This window comes from Pseudoalteromonas sp. J2K-J031, assembly GCF_058197095.2.
Genome location: NZ_CM200279.1, coordinates 1,755,053 through 1,781,052, shown reverse-complemented (window position 1 = coordinate 1,781,052; position 26,000 = coordinate 1,755,053). Strand labels below are relative to the sequence as shown.

At 39.4% G+C, this 26,000-nt stretch carries 22 protein-coding genes; 13 read left to right on the top strand and 9 right to left on the bottom strand.

What is annotated here, in order from left to right; genetic code table 11:
- Positions 1–224 precede the first annotated feature (224 nt).
- Both clpA and clpS read right to left on the bottom strand, forming a co-directional pair.
- On the bottom strand, positions 225–2,489 hold the full coding sequence (clpA, locus tag AC3KZC_RS08090) for an ATP-dependent Clp protease ATP-binding subunit ClpA (protein WP_490579215.1): 2,265 nt from the start codon (positions 2,487–2,489) through the stop codon (positions 225–227).
- A 33-nt stretch (positions 2,490–2,522) separates the two neighbouring features.
- Positions 2,523–2,840, bottom strand: a complete 318-nt coding sequence (clpS, locus tag AC3KZC_RS08085; RefSeq protein ID WP_490579216.1) for an ATP-dependent Clp protease adapter ClpS — start codon at positions 2,838–2,840, stop codon at positions 2,523–2,525.
- Positions 2,841–3,055: 215 nt separating this feature from the next.
- On the opposite strand from clpS, the gene cspD reads away from it, so the two are divergent.
- The 9 genes from cspD (at position 3,056) to AC3KZC_RS08040 (ending at position 11,878) form a co-directional block, all read left to right on the top strand.
- Positions 3,056–3,274, top strand: coding sequence for a cold shock domain-containing protein CspD (gene cspD / locus AC3KZC_RS08080; RefSeq protein WP_009839768.1), 219 nt, complete (start codon positions 3,056–3,058; stop codon positions 3,272–3,274).
- Between the two features lie 352 nt (positions 3,275–3,626).
- On the top strand, positions 3,627–5,855 hold the full coding sequence (locus AC3KZC_RS08075) for an NADP-dependent isocitrate dehydrogenase (RefSeq protein ID WP_490579217.1): 2,229 nt from the start codon (positions 3,627–3,629) through the stop codon (positions 5,853–5,855).
- A 94-nt stretch (positions 5,856–5,949) separates the two neighbouring features.
- Complete coding sequence (locus AC3KZC_RS08070; protein WP_490579218.1) at positions 5,950–6,561, top strand: pseudouridine synthase; 612 nt, start codon at positions 5,950–5,952, stop codon at positions 6,559–6,561.
- A gap of 11 nt (positions 6,562–6,572) precedes the next feature.
- The gene (locus AC3KZC_RS08065; protein WP_490579219.1) at positions 6,573–7,007 is read left to right on the top strand and encodes an NUDIX domain-containing protein; all 435 of its coding nucleotides are present in this window, start codon (positions 6,573–6,575) and stop codon (positions 7,005–7,007) included.
- Positions 7,008–7,086: 79 nt separating this feature from the next.
- The gene (gene mnmA / locus AC3KZC_RS08060; RefSeq protein WP_490579220.1) at positions 7,087–8,187 is read left to right on the top strand and encodes a tRNA 2-thiouridine(34) synthase MnmA; all 1,101 of its coding nucleotides are present in this window, start codon (positions 7,087–7,089) and stop codon (positions 8,185–8,187) included.
- Complete coding sequence (gene hflD, locus AC3KZC_RS08055; RefSeq protein ID WP_490579221.1) at positions 8,184–8,789, top strand: high frequency lysogenization protein HflD; 606 nt, start codon at positions 8,184–8,186, stop codon at positions 8,787–8,789. Before mnmA ends, hflD begins: the two co-directional genes overlap by 4 nt.
- Positions 8,790–8,821: 32 nt before the next feature.
- Complete coding sequence (purB, locus tag AC3KZC_RS08050) at positions 8,822–10,189, top strand: adenylosuccinate lyase (RefSeq protein ID WP_490579222.1); 1,368 nt, start codon at positions 8,822–8,824, stop codon at positions 10,187–10,189.
- A 69-nt stretch (positions 10,190–10,258) separates the two neighbouring features.
- Positions 10,259–11,407 carry a ribosomal protein uL16 3-hydroxylase gene (locus AC3KZC_RS08045; protein WP_490579223.1) on the top strand — a complete coding sequence of 383 codons (1,149 nt, stop codon included), beginning with the start codon at positions 10,259–10,261 and terminating at the stop codon, positions 11,405–11,407.
- A 12-nt stretch (positions 11,408–11,419) separates the two neighbouring features.
- Entirely contained in the window at positions 11,420–11,878 is a 459-nt protein-coding gene (locus AC3KZC_RS08040; RefSeq protein ID WP_490579224.1) for a GNAT family N-acetyltransferase, read from the top strand.
- Here the strand turns inward: AC3KZC_RS08040 and AC3KZC_RS08035 are convergent.
- The 4 genes from AC3KZC_RS08035 to AC3KZC_RS08020 all read right to left on the bottom strand — a co-directional run bounded on the left by AC3KZC_RS08035 (position 11,862) and on the right by AC3KZC_RS08020 (position 15,631).
- Positions 11,862–12,290, bottom strand: coding sequence for a DUF4826 family protein (locus AC3KZC_RS08035; RefSeq protein ID WP_490579225.1), 429 nt, complete (start codon positions 12,288–12,290; stop codon positions 11,862–11,864). The two genes, AC3KZC_RS08040 and AC3KZC_RS08035, sit on opposite strands and share 17 nt — an antisense overlap.
- A 206-nt stretch (positions 12,291–12,496) precedes the next feature.
- Positions 12,497–13,729 (bottom strand): lipoprotein-releasing ABC transporter permease subunit, encoded by a 1,233-nt coding sequence (locus tag AC3KZC_RS08030; RefSeq protein ID WP_490579226.1) that lies wholly within the window; start codon positions 13,727–13,729, stop codon positions 12,497–12,499.
- The gene (lolD, locus tag AC3KZC_RS08025) at positions 13,726–14,424 is read right to left on the bottom strand and encodes a lipoprotein-releasing ABC transporter ATP-binding protein LolD (RefSeq protein ID WP_490579227.1); all 699 of its coding nucleotides are present in this window, start codon (positions 14,422–14,424) and stop codon (positions 13,726–13,728) included. The genes AC3KZC_RS08030 and lolD overlap by 4 nt, the downstream gene beginning before the upstream one ends.
- Positions 14,417–15,631: a lipoprotein-releasing ABC transporter permease subunit gene (locus AC3KZC_RS08020; RefSeq protein ID WP_490579228.1), complete on the bottom strand. Its 1,215-nt coding sequence runs from the start codon at positions 15,629–15,631 to the stop codon at positions 14,417–14,419. Before AC3KZC_RS08020 ends, lolD begins: the two co-directional genes overlap by 8 nt.
- Before the next feature lie 249 nt (positions 15,632–15,880).
- Here AC3KZC_RS08020 and AC3KZC_RS08015 point away from each other — a divergent pair, with 249 nt between their 5' ends.
- The 3 genes from AC3KZC_RS08015 (at position 15,881) to AC3KZC_RS08005 (ending at position 20,305) form a co-directional block, all read left to right on the top strand.
- Entirely contained in the window at positions 15,881–17,578 is a 1,698-nt protein-coding gene (locus tag AC3KZC_RS08015; protein WP_490579229.1) for a SulP family inorganic anion transporter, read from the top strand.
- 277 nt (positions 17,579–17,855) lie between these two features.
- Positions 17,856–18,596 carry a substrate-binding periplasmic protein gene (locus AC3KZC_RS08010; RefSeq protein WP_490579230.1) on the top strand — a complete coding sequence of 247 codons (741 nt, stop codon included), beginning with the start codon at positions 17,856–17,858 and terminating at the stop codon, positions 18,594–18,596.
- Between the two features lie 170 nt (positions 18,597–18,766).
- Entirely contained in the window at positions 18,767–20,305 is a 1,539-nt protein-coding gene (locus AC3KZC_RS08005) for an AbgT family transporter (RefSeq protein ID WP_490579231.1), read from the top strand.
- Positions 20,306–20,367: 62 nt separating this feature from the next.
- Here the strand turns inward: AC3KZC_RS08005 and upp are convergent, their stop codons facing one another.
- From upp to AC3KZC_RS07990, 3 genes are all read right to left on the bottom strand, one after another.
- Positions 20,368–21,000: a uracil phosphoribosyltransferase gene (gene upp, locus AC3KZC_RS08000; protein ID WP_490579232.1), complete on the bottom strand. Its 633-nt coding sequence runs from the start codon at positions 20,998–21,000 to the stop codon at positions 20,368–20,370.
- A gap of 40 nt (positions 21,001–21,040) precedes the next feature.
- Positions 21,041–21,673 (bottom strand): lysoplasmalogenase, encoded by a 633-nt coding sequence (locus AC3KZC_RS07995; protein ID WP_490579233.1) that lies wholly within the window; start codon positions 21,671–21,673, stop codon positions 21,041–21,043.
- A 117-nt stretch (positions 21,674–21,790) separates the two neighbouring features.
- Positions 21,791–24,658 (bottom strand): TonB-dependent receptor, encoded by a 2,868-nt coding sequence (locus AC3KZC_RS07990; protein WP_490579234.1) that lies wholly within the window; start codon positions 24,656–24,658, stop codon positions 21,791–21,793.
- Positions 24,659–25,475: 817 nt separating this feature from the next.
- Between AC3KZC_RS07990 and AC3KZC_RS07985 the strand changes: the two genes are divergently transcribed.
- Complete coding sequence (locus AC3KZC_RS07985) at positions 25,476–25,877, top strand: BLUF domain-containing protein (RefSeq protein WP_490579235.1); 402 nt, start codon at positions 25,476–25,478, stop codon at positions 25,875–25,877.
- Positions 25,878–26,000 lie beyond the last annotated feature (123 nt).

Below are 26,000 nucleotides of genomic sequence, written 5' to 3'. Positions count from 1 at the left end.
TCTTAGCCTTTAAAATATTTGGCTAGAGATAGATAACTTTAAGATTTAGATTTAATTCAATGCATAGCTAAATCTCTTATCCAGAGCGGAGGTTATATAGATATTTCACTAAAACGAATTTCATATAAGTAAGTTAGCATTCGAATCATGGCATATATTTGTAAAAAAAGCCCAATAAAATTGGGCTTTTAAAACCGTCAACCTATTTCAGGATGGGACAACCATTATACAGTTGCAAGATTACCTTCAAATGAAAACTCAAGCTTGTCATCTTTAAGGGTGATTCTTACCGTACCACCTTCAGACAATTCACCAAATAAAATTTCATTCGCTAATGGTTTTTTCAAGCGCTCTTGAATAACCCTTGCCATGGGACGTGCACCCATTGCTTGGTCGTAGCCTGCATTGGCAAGCCATTGACGCGCTTCGTTGGTAAGCTCTAAACAGACTGATTTTTTATCCAGCTGAGCTTGTAATTCAACAATAAACTTATCTACAACTTGTAAAATCACCTCTTCGTTTAGATGATTAAACCAAATGATGTTATCAAGACGATTTCTAAACTCCGGTGTAAAGGTTTTATTGATTTCAGACATTGCATCATGTGAATGATCCTGTTGTTTAAAACCAATTGATTTGCGAATTGTTTCTTGCACACCCGCATTCGTGGTCATTACTAAGATAATATTTCTAAAATCAGCCTTCCGGCCATTATTATCAGTTAAAGTTCCATGATCCATGACTTGCAATAAGATATTAAAAATATCTGGATGCGCTTTTTCAATCTCATCAAGTAAAACTACTGCATGAGGTTGTTTAATAACAGCTTCAGTCAATAAACCACCTTGTTCAAACCCAACATAACCAGGAGGTGCACCAATTAAACGGCTAATAGCGTGACGCTCTAAATATTCTGACATATCAAAACGAATAAGCTCTACACCCATACATTTTGCCAATTGTTTTGTCACCTCCGTTTTACCTACCCCGGTTGGGCCTGCAAACAAAAATGAACCTATAGGTTTGTCTTCACTCGATAAACCTGAACGTGACAATCTAATTGCAGCTGTTAATGCATCTATCGATTCGTCTTGGCCAAACACAACCATTTTTAAGTTTCGGTCAATATTTTTAAGTGTTTCTTTATCAGATGACGAAACACTTTGCTGTGGAATACGTGCCATTTTTGCAATAATTTGCTCAATGTCAGCCACACCAATTGTTTTCTTACGTTTTGAAGCCGCTAATAAACGTTGGCTTGCACCTGCCTCGTCAATAACGTCTATTGCTTTATCAGGTAAATGACGTTCATTGATGTATTTTGCACTTAGCTCTGCTGCTGCACGTAAGGCTTTTTGAGTGTAACGAATACCATGATGTTGTTCGTAACGTTCTTTTAAGCCGTTTAAAATTTTAGTTGTATCTTCTATTGAAGGCTCAGCAACATCAATTTTTTGAAAGCGACGAACAAGCGCTCTGTCCTTTTCAAAGATATTTTTAAACTCACCATAAGTTGTTGAACCCATACAGCGTAATTTACCGCTCGACAATAATGGCTTAATTAAATTTGATGCATCCATTACACCACCAGACGCAGCTCCAGCGCCAATAATGGTATGAATTTCATCAATAAATAAAATCGCATCAGGCTCTTTTTGCAGCTGTTTTAATAACAATTTAAAACGTTTTTCAAAATCACCACGGTATTTAGTGCCAGCAAGTAATGCCCCCATATCAAGCGAGTAAACCACCGCGTTTTGAATGACTTCTGGTACATCTTTATTGATTATGCGATACGCAAGACCTTCTGCAATGGCCGTTTTACCAACTCCAGCCTCACCGACTAACAATGGATTATTCTTTTTACGACGACAAAGGACTTGCACTGCGCGCTCAACTTCTAAGTCACGGCCGATCAAGGGATCAATATGACCTGCTTTGGCTTCTTTATTTAAGTTCGTTGTAAAGTTAGCTAACTGATTATTTTCATCTTGTGGTGACTCTAAAGCTTCATCAGACATTTCTTCATGATCTTCATCGTCATGATGAGAATCAAGTTTTGATATCCCGTGAGAAATAAAGTTAACAATATCTAACCGTGTTACATCATTTTTCTTTAGTAAATAGACCGCTTGGCTTTCTTGTTCACTAAAAATAGCAACCAATACATTGGCACCTGTTACTTCATTTTTGCCTGAAGACTGAACATGAAATACAGCGCGTTGAAGCACGCGTTGAAAGCCAAGGGTTGGTTGCGTTTCTCGTTCTTGCTCTAACTCAGGAATTAACGGGGTAGTTTCATTAATAAAATCAGATAAAGACGCTTTTAAATTACTCAAGTCAGTACCACAACCAGTTAAGGCTTCAATAGCAGCTGGGTTATCGAGTAAGGCTAATAATAAATGCTCTACCGTCATAAATTCATGACGACGTGATCTCGCTTCGCGAAAAGCGGAATTTAGGGTAATTTCAAGATCTTTGTTTAGCATAGGCAACTCCTAACAGCTCAGATTTGTCTCTGGTTATACCTGCTCATAACTACAAAGCAGTGGATGCTCATTATCACGTGCGTATTGATTGACTTGAGCGACTTTTGTTTCAGCAATTTCTGCAGAATAAACACCACACACTGCTTTACCCTCATAATGAACTTTGAGCATAATTTCTGCTGCTTGTTCACTCGTTTTATTAAAAAACTTCATAATGACTTCAATGACAAAATCCATTGGGGTGTAATCATCATTGTTCAAAATTACATGATACTGTCTCGGAGGTCGAAGCTTTTGCTTCTCATTTTCGCGAACGGTATCGATTACATCAGACTCTTTTAAACCACTCATAATATTAATATAGTCATCTCATAGGTTCTCAAGCAAACTCGAGAAAGAAAAAATAATTAAATATTTTTTTGATTAAAAAAACCACCAAAAAACACTTGACTGATTGTTCAATTAAACTACAGTCGTTAATGAACATGGTTACTCGCTAACCAGTTTACCAATTTATAGTTGTTTAGAATAACTAAATTAGTCAACTTATAGAAGGATGTAGAAGTATGGCTTGCGGAAAAGTCAAATGGTTCAATAACGCCAAAGGTTTTGGGTTCATTGTTGCTGATGGTCGTGAAGAAGATATCTTTGCTCACTTTTCAACAATTGTAATGGACGGATACAAAACACTCAAAGCGGGTCAAGATGTGACATTTGAATTGCAAGCAGGTCCAAAAGGACTGCACGCAACCAATATAGAACCTAATGGAGATCTGCTGCAATAGCAGGTGACTCTGAACACTTAAAAGCGGGTTAACCCGCTTTTTGCATTTCTTACCCCTAGTTATTCAAACTAATTATCCCCTCCCGTTTGTTATGACACTTACCTTATAGTTATACCATTCGATAATAAGCCAAACCTGTTTTATTTAATATTGCGCTGATATACTTCTACGCGAATTTTATAGTAAGAAAATAGTCCGTTTATTGATTTATTTACCTGTAAAAACTAATTATGAGCGTGTTAACACTTTAAATAATGACTTAATGCCCCCATTGTGTAACGAGTAAATTTAGTTTCAATAAACCAATTGCATTGTTGATAAAGGCGGACACGCCCCAATTTTAGGAAGAATGATGACTACAAAAACATCAAAAATCATATATACCAAGACTGATGAAGCACCAGCTTTAGCAACGTACTCGCTATTACCAATCGTTCAAGCATTTACAGCTGTTTCTGGTGTAGAAGTTGAAACCCGTGACATTTCTCTTGCTGGCCGTGTAATCGCCAATTTTTCTCAATATTTAACTGAAGAGCAACGCATCGGCGACGCACTTACAGAGTTAGGTGAATTAGCAAACACGCCTGAAGCAAATATTATCAAACTTCCTAATATCAGTGCTTCAGTGCCACAATTACAAGCGGTAATCAAAGAACTTCAGCAAAAAGGTTATGCACTACCTAATTATCCTGAAGAAGCTAAAACAGACGAAGAAAAATCAGTTAAAGCAACTTACGACAAAATCAAAGGCAGTGCTGTTAACCCTGTACTTCGTGAAGGTAACTCAGATCGCCGTGCGCCAGGTTCTGTTAAGCAATATGCCAAAACAAATCCTCATTCTATGGGCGCATGGTCTAAGACTTCGCAATCACATGTTGCAAGCATGAGCCATGGCGATTTCTTTGATTCTGAAAAGTCAGTTACTGTAAATACACCAACAACTGTACGCATTGAACATGTTGCGACAAATGGTGAAGTAACTGTCCTCAAAGCTAATACACCATTACTTGCTGGTGAAGTGATTGATGCCTCTACGTTAAGCGCCAATGCTTTACGTGAGTTCTTAGAAACTGAAATCAACAATGCAAAAAAAGAAGACGTTTTATTATCTGTGCATTTAAAAGCGACGATGATGAAAGTGTCTGACCCAATTATCTTCGGTCATGCTGTTACTGTTTTCTTTAAAGATGTATTTGCTAAACATGCTGACCTATTTAAACAATTAGGCGTTGATGTTAATAACGGCCTTGGTGATGTTTACAGCAAAATTCAAACTCTTTCTGCGGAGCAACGCGCTGAAGTTGAAGCAGATATCGCTGCTGTTTATGCTGCTCGCCCGGCACTTGCTATGGTTGATTCTGACAAAGGCATCACGAACTTACACGTACCAAGTGATGTGATCATCGATGCATCTATGCCTGCATGTATTCGTTCATCAGGTCAAATGTGGGGCCCAGATGGTCAGCTAAAAGATACTAAAGCAATTATTCCAGATCGTTGTTATGCCGGTGTTTACCAAGCAACAATTGATTTTTGTAAAGAACATGGTGCATTTGATCCAACCACCATGGGCAGTGTGCCAAACGTAGGCTTAATGGCTCAAAAAGCTGAAGAATACGGTTCGCATGACAAAACTTTTGAAATTTCATCAGCAGGTGAAGTACGTGTGGTTGATGCAGCTGGCACTGTGCTATTAAAACACACTGTAGAAGCTGGCGATATTTGGCGCATGTGCCAAGTGAAAGACGCACCAATTCAAGATTGGGTAAAACTTGCTGTTAATCGTGCGCGTTTATCAAATACACCAGCTGTATTTTGGTTAGATGCGAACCGCGCCCATGACGCTGAATTAATTAAAAAAGTTCAAGCTTACTTACCACAACATAATACTGTTGGATTAGAAATTCATATCTTAGCACCTGTTGAAGCAACTAAGTTTTCACTTGAGCGTATCAAACAAGGCTTAGATACAATTTCTGTGACAGGTAACGTATTACGTGACTACTTAACAGATTTATTCCCAATTCTAGAGCTTGGCACCAGTGCTAAAATGCTTTCAATCGTACCATTAATGAATGGTGGTGGTTTGTTTGAAACGGGTGCAGGTGGTTCAGCACCTAAGCACGTTCAACAATTCGAAAAAGAAAACCATTTACGTTGGGATTCTTTAGGTGAATTCTTAGCACTTGCAGCATCACTTGAGCATTTAAGTGTTACTGCGGGCAATGCTAAAGCGAAAGTACTTGCCGATACACTTGATTTAGCAACTGCTAAGTTCTTGCAAGAAAACAAATCACCTTCACGCCGTGTTAACGAACTTGATAACCGTGGTAGCCATTTCTACCTTGCAATGTATTGGGCACAAGAATTAGCAGCGCAAACTGCTGATACGCAACTTGCTGCGATTTTTGCAATTCCTGCGGCAGAGCTTGCTAAAAACGAAGCGAAAATCGTATCTGAGCTAAATTCAGCTCAAGGTGTAAGCGTTGATGTAGATGGTTATTTCTTTCCAAATGATGATCTTGCAAGCAAAGCGATGCGTCCAAGCGCAACGCTTAACGCTATAATTAATAAAATCTAAATAAGTTACTTATTCGATTTTTCAGGGCACTTCGGTGCCCTTTCTTATTTTGCCAAGGTATAATCTATTTATTGAATACTCTATTGAGCAAACTATGCCCTCACCTGTTAATAAATCTTCATCACAAAAACGCATCAAGCCATTTAAAAAACCAGTAGCTTTACCAAAAGATGAACAAAAAATTGTTTTATTTAACAAACCTTTTGATGTGTTATGCCAATTCACCGATGAGGCAGGTCGCCAAACTTTAGCCAATTTTATCAGCGTGAAAGATGTTTATGCCGCAGGTCGACTCGATAGAGACAGTGAAGGCCTCTTAGTATTAACAAACGATGGGCAACTGCAAAACAAACTCGCATCACCGAAACATAAAACCAGCAAAACCTATTGGGTGCAAGTTGAGGGCATACCTAGTACAGACGCAATTAAATCACTTTGTAAAGGCGTTGAATTAAAAGATGGCCTAACCTTGCCTGCGCAAGTTGAATTGATGGATGCTCCTGATATTTGGACTCGTAATCCACCTATTCGCGAACGAAAAAATATCCCAACCTCATGGTTATCTATCACACTGACTGAGGGTCGTAATCGTCAAGTAAGAAGAATGACTGCTCATATTGGCCATCCAACACTTCGTTTAATTCGCTACCGAATAGGTAACTGGACACTTGATGGTATTGAAAACGGCCAATTTAAACTTATCTAAAAGGTGTATTGATGCACAAGCCCAATGTGACTGTTGCTGCGGTTGTTCAGTACCAAAATCAATTTTTATTTGTTGAAGAACACGATAAATACTCAGGTAAGTTAGTTATCAACCAACCAGCAGGCCATCTAGAACAGCACGAAACATTAATTGAAGCCTGCAAACGTGAATTATTTGAAGAAACCGGCTTGCAACTCAACCCGTCTGGGTTTATTGGTACATATCGCCATGTTGGAGATAATGGTGTTGATTACCTTCGATTTTGCTTTTATTTTAAAGTCGATGAATGTACTCCATTAAAACCAAACGATGCTGACATTGTTTACGCTTTTTGGGCGACTTTGGATCAAATCGAGCATTCTGTATTTCGTAGCCCTTTGGTTTTGCGTTGTATTTTAGATTCTCAATCTCGCCCGCTTATGGCTTTAGAATATATTTGTGGCTAAATTGCTATAACTTACCATTTAGCCAACCTCAATTGCGTGCTATAATGTGCGCCTTTAAAAATCATTAGTTAGTATCAGTATGAGTGATAACAGTAACATCAAAGTCATTGTCGGCATGTCTGGCGGTGTAGACTCTTCCGTTTCAGCCTATTTATTAATGCAGCAAGGTTATCAGGTTGAAGGTCTTTTCATGAAAAATTGGGAAGAAGATGACACTGATGAATACTGTGCCGCTGCCGATGATTTAAAAGATGCGCAAGCTGTATGTGAAAAATTAGGGATCCCCCTACATACTGTTAATTTTGCATCAGAGTATTGGGACAATGTTTTTCAATACTTTTTAGAAGAATACAAAGCGGGTCGCACGCCAAACCCCGATATCATGTGCAATAAAGAGATTAAATTTAAAGCATTTTTGCAGTTTGCTGCCGAAGCACTGAATGCCGATTTTATTGCAACAGGTCATTACGTGCGTCGTGAACTGCGCGATGATAAATATGTCATGATCCGTGGCGATGATGACAATAAAGACCAAAGTTATTTTCTTTATACCCTCAGCCATGAGCATTTAGCTCAAACGCTATTCCCTGTGGGCGAAATTGAAAAGCCAGAAGTTCGCCGTATTGCTGAAGAGCAAAACCTTATTACCCACGATAAAAAAGACAGTACAGGTATTTGTTTTATTGGCGAGCGTAAGTTTAAAGACTTCCTACAAAAATTCTTACCTGCACAGCCTGGCAAAATTGAAGATACTGACGGCAATGTTGTGGGCGATCACGAGGGCTTGATGTACCACACTCTAGGCCAACGTAAAGGCTTGTTAATTGGTGGTATGAAAGAAGGTTCTGGTCAGCCTTGGTATGTTGTAGACAAAGATTTAACCCGTAACGTTTTGGTTGTAGGGCAAGGTAAAAATCACCCTCGCCTTTATTCGAATGGTTTAATGGCAAATCAACTACATTGGGTTGACCGAGTGGGCCCTAAAACGACGCTGCGTTGTACAGTTAAAACACGTTACCGCCAAACCGATTTACCTTGCACCCTGTTAGTGGGTGATGATGGCTATGCCCGAGTATTATTTGACCAACCAGAAAAAGCAGTGACTCCAGGTCAATCGGCTGTTTTTTACCTAAACGAAGTGTGTTTAGGTGGTGGTATTATTGATTCGGTGATCAAATGAGCATGACATATCAAGTAATGGCTCTTGCTGCCATGTGCCAAGTGGCTAAAAATGTGCAAAAGGTCGCACAATATGGGCAAGTAAATGATCATGATTTTAATTTATTGCTTCTGAGTTTAATTCAAACCGATCCACAAAGCCCTGAAGAGATTTATGGCTCATTTGGAAACTTACGCGAAGGTTTTCGCCTAGTTGTGCAACAACTTGAAAGTGGCCAAGAAAAAGACGTTGAAATGGTTAAATACGTCGGTGGCCTAATTCAACTTGAGCGCGCACTCAACGCAAAACCACAACAACTAGCATTACTTGGCAGTCGTTTAGATGATATTAAGCGCCGTTTAAATCATTTTGAAATCAACGATGAAACCATCATTGCTAGTTTTGCCGATATCTATGCTGAAATTGTCAGCCCCTTAGGTCAACGTATTCAAGTATTTGGTAAGCCAAACTTACTTGAAAACAAGCCTATCCAAAATAAAATTCGTGCCCTATTACTTGCTGGGATCCGCGCTGCGGTTCTTTGGCGTCAAATGGGTGGCAAACGTCGCCACTTCTTTTTGGCAAAAGGTAAAATTGTTACAACTGCAAAATCAATGTATTAACTAAAGATCTTACATTATTATTAGGAGCTATTATGGAGCTTTCAGCGTTAACCGCTATCTCCCCTGTTGACGGTCGTTACGGCAGCAAAACATCAGAACTTCGCAGCATTTTCAGCGAATTTGGTTTAATCAAATACCGTGTAACGGTCGAAGTTCGTTGGCTACAAGCACTTTCTCGTGCTGAGGCCATTGCTGAAGTTCCTGCGTTCAGTGATGAAGCAAATGCACTTTTAGATGCAATTGTAACTAACTTCTCAGAAGCTGATGCCGCGCGCGTTAAGGAAATTGAGCGCACGACCAACCACGACGTGAAAGCGGTTGAATATCTTCTAAAAGAAAAAGTAGCTAACAACGCAGAACTTAATGCCGTGAATGAATTCATTCATTTTGCATGTACTTCTGAAGACATTAATAATTTATCTCATGCATTGATGTTAAGTGAAGCACGATCTGAGGTTTTACTGCCATACTGTGATCAGTTACTAGATGCAATTAAGGGCCTTGCTAACGAATACCAAGCAATTCCTATGATGACTCGTACGCACGGTCAGCCAGCTTCACCTTCAACTATGGGTAAAGAAATGGCTAACGTGTATGCACGTTTAAAACGCCAACGTGATCAAATTGCCAACATCGAGATGCTTGGTAAAGCTAATGGTGCTGTTGGTAACTACAATGCTCACCTAAGCGCATACCCAGATTATGATTGGCATAAACATGCTGAAACCTTCATTACTGGTTTAGGTATCACATTTAACCCATTTACAACACAGATCGAACCACACGATTATATTGCTGAGTTATTCGATGCGGTTGCACGTTTCAATACAATCTTAATCGATTTTGACCGTGATGTTTGGGGCTATATTGCATTAGGTCACTTTAAGCAAAAAACCATTGCTGGCGAAATTGGCTCATCAACAATGCCACATAAAGTTAATCCAATTGATTTCGAAAACTCAGAAGGTAACTTAGGCCTAGCAAATGCTATTTTTAATCATTTAGCACAAAAGCTACCTATTTCTCGTTGGCAACGTGATTTAACAGATTCTACTGTTTTACGTAACTTAGGGGTTGGCATGGGTTATGCGATTATCGCGTATCAATCAACACTTAAAGGTATTAGTAAACTTGAAGTAAATGAAACTAAATTACTTGAAGAACTAGACCAAAACTGGGAATTATTGGCAGAGCCAATTCAAACAGTAATGCGTAAATATGGTATCGAAAAACCATATGAAAAGTTAAAGGAATTAACGCGCGGTAAACGTGTAAATCAACAAATTATGGCCGATTTTATTGATGGTCTTGATTTACCAGCCGACGTTAAAGTTGAAATGAAAAAACTAACACCTGCCAATTATATTGGTTGTGCGATTGAGTTAACCAATTCATTATAATCAACACCTCACCTTCTAAAAGCGAAAGGTTACCTTTCGCTTTTTTTTGCTCTAAAGCGGGAAATATTCATGTTTCAATTGTCGATTAATGACCTAAGCCAAGCCGAATTTTTAAGCCAATATTGGCAAAAAAAACCTTTATTAATAAAACAAGGATTTCGTAATTTCGAAGATCCTATTTCACCTGATGAATTAGCTGGTCTTGCTCAAGAAGAATGCATTGAGTCTCGGATCATCACCAATGCAAATGACAAATGGAAAGCCCATCACGGTCCATTTGAAGAGTTTGATTTACTCACAGAAACTCATTCAACATTATTAGTACAAGCCGTTGATCATTGGCATCCTGATTCAGCCCAATTACTTGAACCATTTAGATTTATTCCCAATTGGCGCATTGATGATTTAATGATTTCATTTTCAACACCAGGTGGCGGTGTAGGCCCACACCTTGATCAATATGATGTATTTATCATTCAAGGTGAAGGAAAGCGTCATTGGCGTGTTGGCCTCGCAGAACAATCTCTTGAAGAAGTGATCCCTTGTAAAGATTTACTGCAAATCACCGCTTTTGAGGCCGTGATTGATGCCGTACTCGAGCCCGGTGATATTTTATATATTCCACCAGGATGCCCGCATGAAGGTTACGCAGTCGAAAATGCGCTTAATTACTCTGTGGGTTTTCGTGCGCCAAATCAAATCGACATGCTTTCTTCTTTCACTGATTATTTAATTGATCAAGAGTTAGGCAAGCAACGCTACAGCGATCCAACGTTACAAACTCCTGATTCTATTGGTGAGTTAAGAGCGAATGAATATGAGCAAATTAAGCAACTGTTACTCAAACAAATTAATGATGAGACGAGTTTAAAACTGTGGTTAGGCCAATTTATGTCAACTGCAAAACATGAAATGGATTTAATTGCTCCTGAGGATGCTTTCACTCCTGACGAATTAGTCGGAATAATTAAAGATGAAGACACTACCTTTTACCGGATCGGTGGTCTGCGAGCTATTTATCAAATTCAAGAGGAAGAAATAATTTTAAGCATCAATGGCCAAAATTATATTCTCCCAATAGATCAATTAGATGATACAAAATTGTTAACCGATCACACCACTATCACCTCTGACCAGTTAAAAGGTTCAATAAAAAGCCCAATTTTTATCGATACATTGACTACACTTATGAACGAGGGTTACTGGTTTATCGAATAATTCGGGGGTTTCATGTCGTATCATGTTCATCAAGTTAATTGGCATAATAGCAACAAAGTACTCAGAGCGTTACGTGAAAAAGTGTTTGTTTGTGAATACCATATTCCGCAAAATGTTGAATTTGATACGCTTGACAGCCTAGCAAAACACATTATTTTGACTAATGAAAATGATGCGGTGATTGCAACAGGACGTTTAAGTGATGATGGCCTAATGAGCCGTGTTGCTGTCCTTGCCAGTCACCGTAATCAGCAAGTTTACCATTTAGTGTTTAGTTATTTAGTTGAAATAGCGAAGAAGCAAGGGATAAAACAAGTATCGTTCAATTGCATTTTGCAAGAAACCGAACGGTTTTTAAATGCGGGTTTTACAGCACAAGGCCATGTTTTTATGGAAGCAGGGATCCCAAGATTGCGCTTGAGTTGCCCTGTTTCAAATTTTAATCCTGAACCTTTTACTTTGGTTCATTAGTCCAAAGTTCATCTTTTTCGTAAAACTCATATAAACCATGAGCGCGGTTTATGAGTAAGTTTGCGAAATCAAGTTGGGTTTTATCTCGCACACCTGCGTGTACAATCTCGTCAGCTTTAAGCTGCCACTGCAAAGAGAAATAACGAATTGCTTCACGCGCTGTTGCTGCTGCAGTTATTTCTGCATGATCAGTAGGTAAACGTCCTGCAATAACCCAATAGGTTCTACCGTTTTGTGCTTTGATTTTCCATACCGCAAAGAATGGGGCTAAGTAACGGCTTTCTTTATCAAAAATAGACTGTGGCACAATACCACGCTCAGCTAAATGTTTTTGTGAACTCGCTAAAGTGTCGCGTTGCCAATTGGCAATTTGTTGTTCAGTTAATTGTTGTTCTTGTGTATGTTCACTCATGACTTTCCCCTTTAGAGTTTTCACTACTCTAAGATGTTATCAAGCTGTTATCAAGTAATTGCGGCCATTGCGCTCAACAATGGCGTGTGTTTGCTCAGTATCTAATCAAATAACTCAATATTTTAACCAGACTGAAAGAATTCACTATAAAGTACAAGCATAAGTAAAGGCGCAACAACACCTATCGCTTACAAGCATGGTGGCAATTATTGCCCCAGCACCTTAGCAGGATCAATTCGGCTTGCTTGCCAAGCTGGGTAAATAGTTGCAACACTTGTCATAATAAAAGTGACCGATAACGTTAGCACGATATCCGAAACAAGTAGTTTTGAGGGCAAGAACTCTACAAAATAGACCCCTGCTAGTACATTACTTCCGGATAGTTGATTCCACCAAATAAAGAGATCAGGCAATGTGAGTGATAAAGCAACGCCGATTAAAGTACCACCTAACATTCCGATAAAGGCTTGCGACATACCATGGAACATAAATGTGAGAATAATCATTCGATCTGTTGCCCCCATAGTCTTTAAAATAGCGATATTACTTTGCTTTTCTTTTACTTCCATCACTAATGTCGAGACGATATTAAAACTTGCCACGGCTATAATTAAAAAAACCACTAAGTAAATAATCGTTCGCACCATCTGAATATCTTGATAGAGATTACCTTGGCTACGAAACCAAGTATTGACGTAGACATAATCATTCAATTGGCTGCCTATAGACATTGCAGTGCTATGAGCATTAAATACATCATATAATTTTAAGCGCAAGCCCATTGTTTGATCTGCACTTAAATCGAGTAATGCTTGAGCCTCTGACAGATGAATTAAGCCAGTAGACTGATCAACGGGCCCACCCATCGCAATTTTGCCCACGACCACCAAACGTAATTTTTTAGCCGCAGCCAAATTATCTGTTTTGCTACTCAAATTCGGCAATAATACGGTAATACTGTCACCCACTTGTACACCTAACGCCTCAAAAATTTTTTTTCCTAAAATAATTTGGCCTTTTTCTAATTTATCCAATGGGTTTGGTGTAATAAATTGGCCAATATCAGAGACGTTTTTTTCATAGGAAGGATCGATTGCGCTGACTTCCACAGCTTTTAATTCATTCTTAAACTGAGCCATGCCGTTAAGCTTTATAAAAGGCGATGCACCAACAACGTCAGTATGATTTTCAAGCTGCTTCACTTTACTGTGCCAATCATTGATTGGACGATTAGGGGCTTCATATTCAACATGAGGCACAACTGAAAGCAAACGTTCAACCAACTGCTGCTCAAAACCATTAAAAACAGAAAGTGCCACAATCAATACAGTAATACCAAGCCCAATACCCGCACTGGATGCTTTACCAATAAAGCCGATAAAACCATTATCACGCTTAGCTTTTCGAAAACGCCGGCTTAAATAGAGACTTAAATTCAAGATAATGCCTCTTTATGCTGAATTTTAAGGACCCCATCGTCTAAAAATGCGGTCTTGTTAAGCTTGGCAGCCAACTCTAAATCATGTGTGACGACAATAAAGCTGGTTTTTAATGAAACATTAAGCTCTTGAATTAAGTTATAAATATTGAGGGCATTTTGTTTATCTAAATTACCTGTTGGTTCATCCGCCAAGACTAAATCCGGTTCACTCACTAACGCGCGAGCAATCGCCACCCGTTGCCTTTCTCCTCCTGATAGCTCAGAAGGTTTGTGATTAATACGATGAGACAAGCCAACACGCTTAAGCATTGCTGTCGCTTTTGCTTTAGCCTCGTCAGCTTTCATTCCACCTATTAATAACGGCATTGCCGTATTTTCAAGGGCTGTAAACTCCATTAACAAATGATGGAATTGGTAAATAAAGCCTAAGTGTTGGTTGCGAAATTTAGCTTGTTCAGTGCGACTTAGCTGGCTAATGTTTTGCCCCATTATCGTCATGGTGCCACTGGATGCGTTATCGAGCGTACCTAAAATATGCAACAATGTGCTTTTACCCGAGCCAGAGCTACCAACAATCGCCAACGTTTCACCTTGTTGTAATGTAAGGTCGACGCCTTTCAATACATGCGTGCGTTGATTACCATCTTGATAAATTTTATCAATGTTGACACATTGTACGACACATTTACTCATATCTTAGTACCTCTGCTGGGCGCACCCCTGCGGCTTTTGCTGCTGGATACAACGTGGCCACAAAACTCATCGCTAAACTGGACACAAAAATGATTGCAAGTTGGCTGGGTTCAAATAACACCGGTAACGCAACCCCACCTAAAAAATGGATCCCAACTGCTGACAATATTAGATTGATATTATCGGCTAACAATAAACCGAGAATACCTCCAATGACGGTACCTAATACACCATTGTAAAGACCTTGTATGATGAACACTTTTTGAACTTGGCTAGGCGTTAACCCTATGGTTTGCAAAATTGCTACCTCAGATTGTTTTTCACCCACCATCATAATTAATGCCGATACAATATTGAATACGGCAACTAAAACAATCAATGCAAGTAACAAAGACATAATGCGTTTTTCCATCGCAACAGCACTAAATAAAGCCCCTTGAGTGCTGCGCCAATCGGTGACATTAAACCCATCAGTCAGTTGCGGGTAATGTGCTAACAATTCATCGACTAAAAAAGCATCACTGAGTTGAATAGCGATATCCGAAATGGTGTTGGGATCGTTTTTAAGCAAACGAGCGACGTATTCACCCCCAGTAAATGCAAGGGCAGTATCGACTTCTGAACCTGTTGAGAACGTGGCTACCAAGGTAAATAATCGTTGGCTAGGCACACGCCCAGCAGGTGTATAATTGGATGCACTAGGGACAATCACGCGTATTTGCTCACCGACTCGTAATTGCAGCTTGCTGGCTAAGTATTGGCTCATCACAATACTGTAGCGCTGCTCAAATAAATCTTGCCAGCGCCCTTGTGTCACCGTATTACTTATGGCTTCAAATTGAGTCGATTGATATAAACCTTGTAACAAAATGGGCCGAATATCAGCGGTACTTTGTAATAATGCTTCTGCTTTTATATATGGCGCAACCGATTTTATCGGTGATGTTGTCTGCCACTTATCAATAAATGTATTTACTTCATCCAAAGTTTGAGCATTTTTAGATAACGTTAAATGAGGAATATAACCAAGCATGGTTTGCTTAAGTTTATCTTCAAATCCATTCATCACCGATACAACCGTGATAAGCGCCATTAAACCCAAACTGATCCCAGTGATAGAGAAAAAGGAGATAAATGAAATAAAGGCGTTGCCTTTGGCTGCGCGGCTATATCGCAGGCCAATAAAAAAACTGACAGGTTGAAACATGCGTAAAAAATCCTGTGTATAAACAAGTACAAGGCAAGAGTACTTGATTCTACCATTAAAATAATTCTAAGCTCACTAGATAAAAGAAACGATCGTGTAAAATTGTGTAACACGGGTGGCGAAATATCACCCTGTAAAGTCAGTATTGCGCTTTCAATTATAAATTTTACAGTCGCAGTGCTCGGATCAGTACTGTTTTTACTGCTGATTTTCGCCTGAAGACTATCATCATCGAGTAACGGTGTTAAAATGCCGGCGCTTTTATTATTCGAGGTAGGAACATTGTCATTTCAACGGTTTGCAAAGTTAAGTATTAAAGGCGATTTATTCGGCGGTGTCACCACTGCAATTATTTCTTTACCGTTAGCTCTGGCGTTTGGTGTTGCCTCTGGTGCAGGTCCAGAAGCTGGTATTTGGGGGGCAATTTTAGTTGGTTTATTTGCTGCGCTATTTGGTGGTTCAACCTCTCTAATTTCTGAACCAACCGGCCCTATGACAGTGATCATGACGGCTATTTTAACCACCATGGTTGCAAAGTACCCCACACAAGGTGCTGCAATTGCCTTTACAGTGGTAATGATGGCCGGTGCATTTCAGATTTTGCTTGGCACACTCAAACTTGGCAAATACGTGACCTTAATGCCCTACAGTGTTATTTCAGGCTTTATGTCGGGCATTGGTGTTATCCTCATTATTTTACAACTCGCCCCATTGCTAGGACATGCGGCTCCGGCAGGCGGCGTCCTTGGAACGATCACGCATTTACCTGCACTCATTTTTGACCTTCATTTTGATGAATTACTGTTAGGGATAATGACACTCGCTATTTTATTTTACCTACCTAAAAAATACCGTCGTTATGCCCCACCACAACTTGTAGCTTTAGTATGCGTTACTCTCGTTTCAATCATGCTGTTTGACCACGACTCTATTCGCCGCATTGGCGAAATTCCAAGTGGGATTCCAAGTTTAATTTTTCCTGTTTTTACGTGGGATTTACTGACCACAATGCTGATAGATGCGCTTGTCCTTGGCACCTTAGGGTGTATTGATACATTACTCACAGCAGTTATCGCCGACAGTTTAACCCGCACTGAACACGATTCTAACAAAGAGCTTATTGGCCAAGGTATTGCCAATATGACTTCCGGTTTATTTGGAGCCTTACCCGGTGCAGGTGCAACTATGGGCACGGTTGTTAATATTCAAGTCGGGGCACGTTCTCCGTTATCCGGCATTATCCGCGCCCTCATTTTAATGTTAGTTGTCTTTGTTGCTGGTAGTTTAACTGAGCCCATTCCTATGGCGGTGCTTGCCGGAATCGCTGTGTATGTCGGCCTTAACATTTTAGATTGGAGCTTTTTACAACGCGCTCATAAAGTCAGCATTCCTCAAACCGTTATAATGTATGGTGTTATGCTACTGACGGTATTTGTTGATTTGATTGTTGCGGTAGGTCTTGGTGTATTTATTTCTAACATTTTAGTGATTGAGCGTTTAAGTCGCGAACAAGCAAAAAATGTAAAAGCCATCAGCGATGCCGATGACGATGATGTGCCATTAACTACCACAGAGCGCGGTTTACTCGATAAAGCCAATGGCCAAGTGTTATTTTTCTACTTATCTGGCCCCATGATTTTTAGTGTTTCTAAAGCAATTGCCCGCCAGCACAGCAGCGTAAGACGTTATCAGGTCATGATTCTAGACTTAAGCGATGTACCGATGATTGATGTCACTGTTGGATTGGCACTCGAAAACGCCATCAAAGATGCCATTGATGCACATTGCCAAGTTATTATTTATTCACCGAATCAAGATGCTAACGACAAGCTTAAACGCTTGCGTGTTGATGAGCTCATTCCACATGAAAACTTTGTTAATAGCCGTACAGCGGCACTTAAATTAGCCCTCAATAAACTTGAAACCAAAGTGGAATTTACTATTTAAGCCCAATTTAGGATAAGAGATTTACCAACTGAACCTATGAAAGTAAATCTCTACGTTATTAACCTCTAGCCATCAACGCGACAGGACTAACAAAACAGATTGAACGTCAATAGCAAGTACGCGGTTAACCTTTAAAGGAGCTGCCAAAGTTGATTTATTAACCTGTTTTTAGATTATTTAATCGCTCACTAATCACGCCTCGATTAATTTACGCTTGACCCCACGGTTGAATTAACAATATTGTGTAGTTCTAAAGAAGGGAGTATACAGATTGTTTTTGAGAATTATTTTAAGCTTTTTACTTATTATTTCATGGCCCTTAAGCGCCTCTCAAACAATTCACTTCGTCGCTGAAGAGCTGCCTACTTTTCATTTTTATGACCCTAATAACCAGCCTAAAGGGGCGTTAGTTGATGTGGTTCAGAGCTTAGCCAAACACACGCCTTTTAAAGTGAAAATCACTTTAATGCCCTTCGCTCGCGCCTTTCATTCAACACAACACGAGCCTAACACTTACTTATTTTCACTGTTGCGCACGCCAAACCGTGAAAAACAATTCACTTGGATTGGGCAAACTTATAAATCGACCGCTTTTTTAGTGGGACTAAAGAGTAATAAGCAAACAATCACCACCTTAGAGCAGGCCAAAGTGTTCACCCTTGGCACCATTCGAGGTTATTACAGCGAAACATTTTTAAAAAATAATGGGTTTGCTGAAAATAAAAACTTAATGCTCAGTGTTAATTTTGATTCTTTGTGGCATCAACTTTTTAAACACCGCATCGACTATGTGCTCACAAACAATATCGCGTTCGAGCGCGAACTTAAAAGTGCGAATTTATCGCCTTTTGCCATAGAGCAAAAATTAGCCTTACCCGATTTTCCACATGGTTTATTTATCGCAACGGCATTAAATTCCGATCCTGCAATCAATCACCAACTTGCCATGGCCTTACAAACCATTAAAAGTAACGGTGAATATCAAGCAATATTACAAAAATGGCAGCTACAGTTTTAAGCCAACCTCTGTTAATTTAGCTACACAAGAGCACCTTAAACCAGCTAGGGTGCTTTATTTTGGTATTTACGCTGCACTTTAACCGAACAATCATACTTTTTATCTAGTTAGTGTTTCGTTTTTACCTAAAAACGGTCAGTATTCAGATAAATAAAATTTTGGATTTAGATATGGATAATTCAATCAAGCAAAAACCGAGTTTAGTAAATCGATTTTTAAACTCTATCGAACGTGTCGGTAATACACTGCCCGACCCCGCCATTATTTTTTTAATGGCAATGTTACTTATTTGGGTCTTATCAGCCTTATTTTCTACCACTCAGTTTGAAGCTATCGACCCACGTACCGGTGCCCCCATAGTCATTCATAATTTGTTAAGTGGTGATGCTCTTGCTCACTTTTTATCATCAATGGTGAAAACGTTTACCACGTTTGCGCCACTGGGTGTTGTGCTAGTTGCCATGCTGGGTGTCGGTGTTGCTGAACACTCTGGCTTTATCAATACCAGCTTAAAATTAATGCTCAAACGTATCCCTAAGTTTTTATTAACCCCATCAATAATTTTAATTGCAATTGTCAGCCATACCGCAACCGATGCAGGCTATGTCTTAGTTATTCCATTGGCGGGTGTTATCTTTTATGCGATGGGTAGGCATCCTCTTGCAGGTATTGCAGCTGCTTTTGCGGGCGTCAGCGGTGGCTTTGGTGCCAATTTTATTCCATCAGGTATCGACCCGTTACTACAAAGCTTTACGCAAAGTGCCGCGCGTATTATCGACCCTGAAATTATTGTCAATCCACTCAATAACTGGTTTTTTGCTTCAGCATCAAGCTTATTTATTGTTCTTCTTGGTTGGTATATCACAGATAAAATCATCGAACCCCGTTTATCTAAAACCAAAGTCGATGGCGATACCAATGAACTTCCTTCGTTTGATGAAGCCACTCCACTTGAAAAGCGCGGTTTTAAAATTGCAGTGTCCGTGATGCTAGCCGGTATTGCGTTACTTGCTTACACTTCGTCATTACCTGATTCACCGCTTCGCAGCAACAGTGGGTCTTTAACTGAATTTAGCGCACCTTTAATGCAATCTATTGTGCCACTCATCTTCTTACTGTTTTGGATCCCAGGTGCAGTCTATGGTTTTGTGACAGGTAGCTTTAAAACCAGTAAAGATATGATTAACGCCATGAGTAAATCAATGGCTTCAATGTCTTACTATATCGTCATGGCGTTTTTCTGTGCGTTATTTATTGCGGCATTTGCAACGTCAAATCTCGGTGCGTTACTGGCAATCGAAGGCGCTGAGGTATTAAAAGCCCTTGCATTACCAAGCACAGTTACTATCGTTGGGATTATCTTCTTAACAGCGTTCGTAAACTTATTTGTTGGTTCAAGTTCAGCAAAATGGGCATTACTAGGCCCCATTTTTGTGCCAATGCTAATGCAATTGGGGATTTCACCCGATTTATCACAAGCGGCTTATCGCGTAGGTGACTCAAGCTCGAACATTATCACGCCATTAATGCCTTACTTCCCGCTTGTTGTGGTGTATTGCCAAAAATATGTAAAAGATACGGGTATTGGTACTTTAATTGCGCTGATGTTGCCGTATTCCATTGCGTTCTTGATTGGCTGGACCTGCTTTTTACTCGCCTATTGGGCGCTGGGTATTCCACTTGGCTTACAAGCAAGTTATCAGTATTAATTCAATCAACAAAAAAGGGCTCATGCCCTTTTTTGCTTTACATCAGACATCACAGCTTTTAACTATAAATGCTTAGTGCCAAATATTTTATCACCTGCATCCCCTAAGCCCGGAATAATATACCCTTGCTCATTTAAATGACTGTCTATGGCAGCCGTTAGCACCACCACATCAGGATGCGCTTCACTTACCTTTTTAATCCCTTCAGGTGCTGCAACTAGAACCAACGCTTTTATATGCGTACATCCGGCTTGTTTGAGTAGATCAATAGTCGCAATAAGCGAGCCAGCCGTTGCAAGCATTGGGTCGATGATCAATGCTGTGCGCTTCGCCAAATCAGGCACTAACTTTTCAAAATATGAAATAGGCTCTAGCGTTTCTTCATTACGGTAAATGCCTACCACGCTTATTTTTGCACTCGGGATCACTTCAAGTACCCCATCGAGCATACCAATACCCGCTCGAAGAATGGGCACGACAGTGAGTTTTTTTCCGCTGATCCGTTGGCCTGTCATTGGGCCATTCCAACCTTGGTATTGATAAGTTTCAAGTGGTAAATCTTGGCACGCTTGATAGATTAATAAACTTGATATTTCATTACTGAGCTGGCGAAACTCTCGCGTACTAATGTCGCTATGGCGCAACAAACTCATTTTGTGCGCAATCAGCGGATGCTCAACTAGCTGTACAGTCATACTGTTTTCCTATAATTGTTTGAACGGATAAACACACTGCCTAGTATGGCAAAAGTGACAACGCCAATAAAGTTTGAGCGAAATAATAACTGACCAAGACCACAGCATGGGAATAGCGCCAATTTTTTACAAAACGAGAAAAACCCAGCACGGAATCCGAAAAAATAAAAAGCACAGCGCCCATTAATGCCATGCACCCTGCAGTTGTAAATGTTGAAAAATAAACACTACTTGCTGCGATAACCATCAGTTGCAGCATCAAGCCATACACTAACACTGGCCATTTTAATGACCCTGCTTTTGGCCACACTTGTGACATATAAATCGAACCAATTAGCAACACAGGAATGACAAAAAACAATTCTATCGTAATGGTCGATATAGAGGTTAACCAGGCGATATAACACACATGCGCGAACAAAAAACTCAGCAAGCCAGCTAAAAATCGGTCTGACTTAAGCATTAAAAAAATATCACCCAATAATGAAAAGCTCAGGGCAATCAATACCAATATTGCGAATGATTGTGCGGGGTTAAATAAACTAAGCGCCAAACCAAAAATACTTAACGTTGTGAGCGGTTTAAAAATATAACAAAGTTGCCAGTGTGCTTTATGATCAGCCCATATATGCACACTCGCGAATAGCGTTGTAAAAATAAAAAATAAGATCATGATTTTCTTATTATTAGAGTAAAGAGCCAAAGACTAACAAAACTTAGCAACAGGCACAAAAAAAGCGACACTTGGCCGCTTTGATAAACTTAACAGTTCACATTTAAAAACAAATCATTAGAAACTATACGCAACTTGCGTATAGAAAAAGCGACCAATGTTGTCGTAACTTGCAGTGCCTGCACCAGTCCCGTTTGTAACTCCTGGTAAACCACGATCAAACAGGTTATCAATCCCCACAGTAACGGCTACATTAGAATCAAACGTATAACCTGCGCTGATGTCAGTAACTACATAACTGCCATAAGACATGATATCTGATGGATCTGGGTTTGTGATAAGGTCTTGAGCGCTGTATAAATCAACTGCATTTAAATAGCGAGTTTTCCAAGTACCTGTCCAGTTATCACGTGAATACGCAACACTAAAATTATGTTGCCACTGAGCTTCACCGACAGTACCGGCATTTTGCTCAAAATCCTCTGGATTATTTTGGAATGAAAATGTTTTACGTGATTTTAAATAAGTACCAATTAACTTAGTTTTAAATGCACCACCGAATACATCAAAATCATAACCGAATTCAAAATCAACACCTTGTGCAGTTTGAGCGGCAACGTTTTGGCTGATTGAAGTGATCAATGTCAGTTCTTTAGTATCTGCATCACGTTGGATAAGTTTACAAAATTGATTATCAATACCCGTTGATGCATCAACACAACGATCTAAAATATTTTGCGCTGATACCGATGAAATAGCATCATCAATTTCAATTGACCAATAATCCACAGTCGCGACAAAACCCGTTAAAAACTCAGGCTCATACACTAAACCGGCTGTAAAGCTCGTCGACTCTTCAGGTTTTAAATCTGGATTACCACCACTTAAACCCTCAATGCTTGAAGCCGTTGCAGTTGGGTCAAAATCAGCAGCAATACCTAGTGCAGCACAGTTAGCAACGCGAATGGCTGATTGTGCATATTGCGCACTACATGGATCGTTTACGCGGAAATAAGTTTGATTTTGTGGACCAAATAGCTCACCAATGTTTGGCGCACGTAATGCAATCGAATACGTACTACGGGCACGTACTTCATCATTGATAGTCCAATCAAGACCAGCCTTCCAGCTCGTTGCTGAACCAATTGAGCTGTAATCAGCATAGCGAATCGCAAAATCAAACACTAAATCTTGAATTAAAAATTGATCAACTAATAATGGCACTGTTACTTCAGCAAACACTTCTTTAACGTTAAACTTGCCGTGCTCTTCTTGTAAGGCATTTAGGAAAGTGGCACCCGTTGCAGCAAACGCATCAGGCACACTATCACTTTGCTCTTTACGATATTCTGCACCCGCTGCAAAACCAACAAAGCCTGCTGGCAATTCAAACAAGTTACCATTGGCAACACTTGCATTAAAGACCGTTTGTTTAATGGTTGATTCAGACACTGAACTAGTATTAAACCACGCTTTAGCCGCGTCGTTTACCGCACCATAACCAAAAATGCTGGTTGGTACACAACCTGCCGCACGCGCATCAGCATCACGGCACACCGCTTGGCCATCAACTAATACAGCATCAATACTTTGCGCAAAGTTTTTATGAATTAAGTTATTGTAGTTAGTTTGAGTGAGCGTAGTTTCGCCGTGTAAACCATACGCCTCAAAGCTCCAATCATCATTAATAAAACCTTCAATGCCTGACACAACACGAATCGTTTCGCGTTCATTGTTTTCAGTACGACGACCAGCATCTTTATTAAAACGATGGATATCAATTGAATCTAAGCCATTTTTTTCCATCAATGCACGTAAACTGCTATCGATATAGGCATTATCTTCTTTGATATTCAGTGCTGAGCCATACTCAAAAAATGATGGCTGGCCAACACTATCGCCTTGGCTATTAACGTATTTTGCATCAGCATAAACAGATACTTGGTCGTTAATGTCGTAGTTAGTTTTAACATTGACGTTGTAACGTTTAAATTCTGGCTGTAAATCACTGTATTCAACTAAATTTAAAATTTCACAATTAGTACAACGACCCCATTCACCATACGTTGTGCCAAGGTTTTGTGGGCGTACTGAACCATCTGGATTAAAGATATACCAGTTTAGGCCTGTCTCTTCTACCAAATAAAAATTACCCGCGATTGAGCTATCATACCAACCGGTGTTTGCCACAGTGATGCGATCTGCAATGCCATCATGAATGGTATTGCCATTTTCATCTTTTGAATCTTTATTGGCTGGGTTTTTAACTGCCATATATGGCGTGCGCGTTTGGTCGCGATCTGTTGCATTAATTGAATTTTGGCCTGAAAATTCAAAAGCCACAGCCGCATTACCACGGCCATCAGCATAATCTGAACCATAAGAGAAACTGAATTTATGATTTTTATATGGGCTATCTTCTGCTTTACCGCCGGTCACACTCACGTCTAAACCCGTGATGTCTTTTTTCAAACGAAAGTTAACCACACCTGTCACTGCATCAGCGCCATACACGGCCGATGCACCACCGGTAATGATTTCAACCGACTCAACCCACGCTGTTGGAATTGTATTGGTATCAACTGACGCCGAACCTGCGCTACTTGATACGTGGCGCTTACCATCAACTAAAACAAGCGTACGGTTTGCACCCATACCACGTAAATCAAGTAAACTTAAACCCGCTGTACCAATGTAATTACCCGAGTTAGCAAGCGAATAAGTATTAGCTAGCGCAGGTAATTCATTAAGTGCTTCACCTAAATTCATTGCACCTGTGGCCAATAGTTCTTTACCACTAATTGAAGTCACTGGCGATGGTGCAATCGCACCTTCACGAAGAATGCGAGAGCCTGTTACTTGAACACGCTCAATATTGACTTGTGTTTCTGCGGCAAAAGAAACTGTACTGGTGGTGGCTGCGGCTAACGTTAAAGAGGCTAGACCTAATTGAATAGCGCGGGCAAGTGACGATTTTTGTAACATAAAACCTCGAATAAACAACAAGTGTTAAATTAAGTATACGAACTTGTTAACTTTTAAATGCTAATGACATTGATTAAAAGACCCTTGAATAGGGGGTAGATATATTACATTAAAATTATTTTTTACTAGATTTAAATGCAGTTTTTTTGAATTAAATTCTCTTAATGTGATTAAAATTAATACGTATTCGGCCAATAAAAAACAAAAACGCTCAATTAAAAAGCAACATGAAATACTTTTATTATTTGTAGTTTGTTAATAAAGAGACGAATTTGTTTCGTATATTTATTAAAAAAAACAAATCGCTATTAACATATAAAAACAATTAAACTGATAACCTCTTTTAAAATGTGCATGAACACAATACAGCGCCACTTCACGATCCAACCTTAACCAATTGATAAATAATAAGTTTAAATTTAAAAACAATAAAATACCTGTAAAAAGAACAATATGAGACGCGAAATAAAAACTCGTTATCGAATAATAACTGGTTTCATTCAGTGGTGTTCAAAGATGAATCACCGCCTAGACTCACGCAGTATACTTTTATAAGCATGATTATGAAAAAAGTGAATAATTATACAGTTCTGTTTAAGTCAACTCGTTACATCGTTTATAACTCACTCATGCTGTAACAAGCCACCAGCTACAAGTCGGAAAAAAGTATCAATTCATTGTTTGAAATCTGAATTTAAGCCTGAACTAAGATTCGATACGCAATCGTTTTTATCACGCTATAAAATGTATTAAATAGAAATCGATTATTTAAGCTATTTAACTACACTTAATGAAAAAGAGTTTATATAAGTGCCTTATGCTAATTGAATTTATTTATACCAGTGATGCCAAAAGAGATATTACTGCTACAGAGATCAACGAGCTCAAGCTGATATGCATGCGCAATAACACAGCCAAACAAATAACGGGAATGTTACTTTTTGATAAAACTAAATTTATACAAGTATTAGAAGGCGAAAAAGAAAGCGTTTTAGCGCTCTTTGATAAAATTAAACAAGACCCGCGCCACACAGACATTAAAGCGCTTATTTTAAATCCAATCGAGCAACGTAATTTTGGTGCATGGGCTATGGCTGTGGTTGATGTTTCAAACGAGCCAATGAATGAAAATTTTTTGTCAGATCCAAGTTTAATCAATAAATCTTTAAGCAAAAAATTGTTACTCGCGTTTAGCCACCACTTAATAGAGATTGATTAAAAAGTTATCTCTGAAAAATCCTATTGGGCTTAAACCAACTCATATGATCATCAATAAAAAAGCCGCACGAAGCGGCTTTTAATTCAAGGAATAAACTGTAAATTTTAAAACTTTATTCTAACC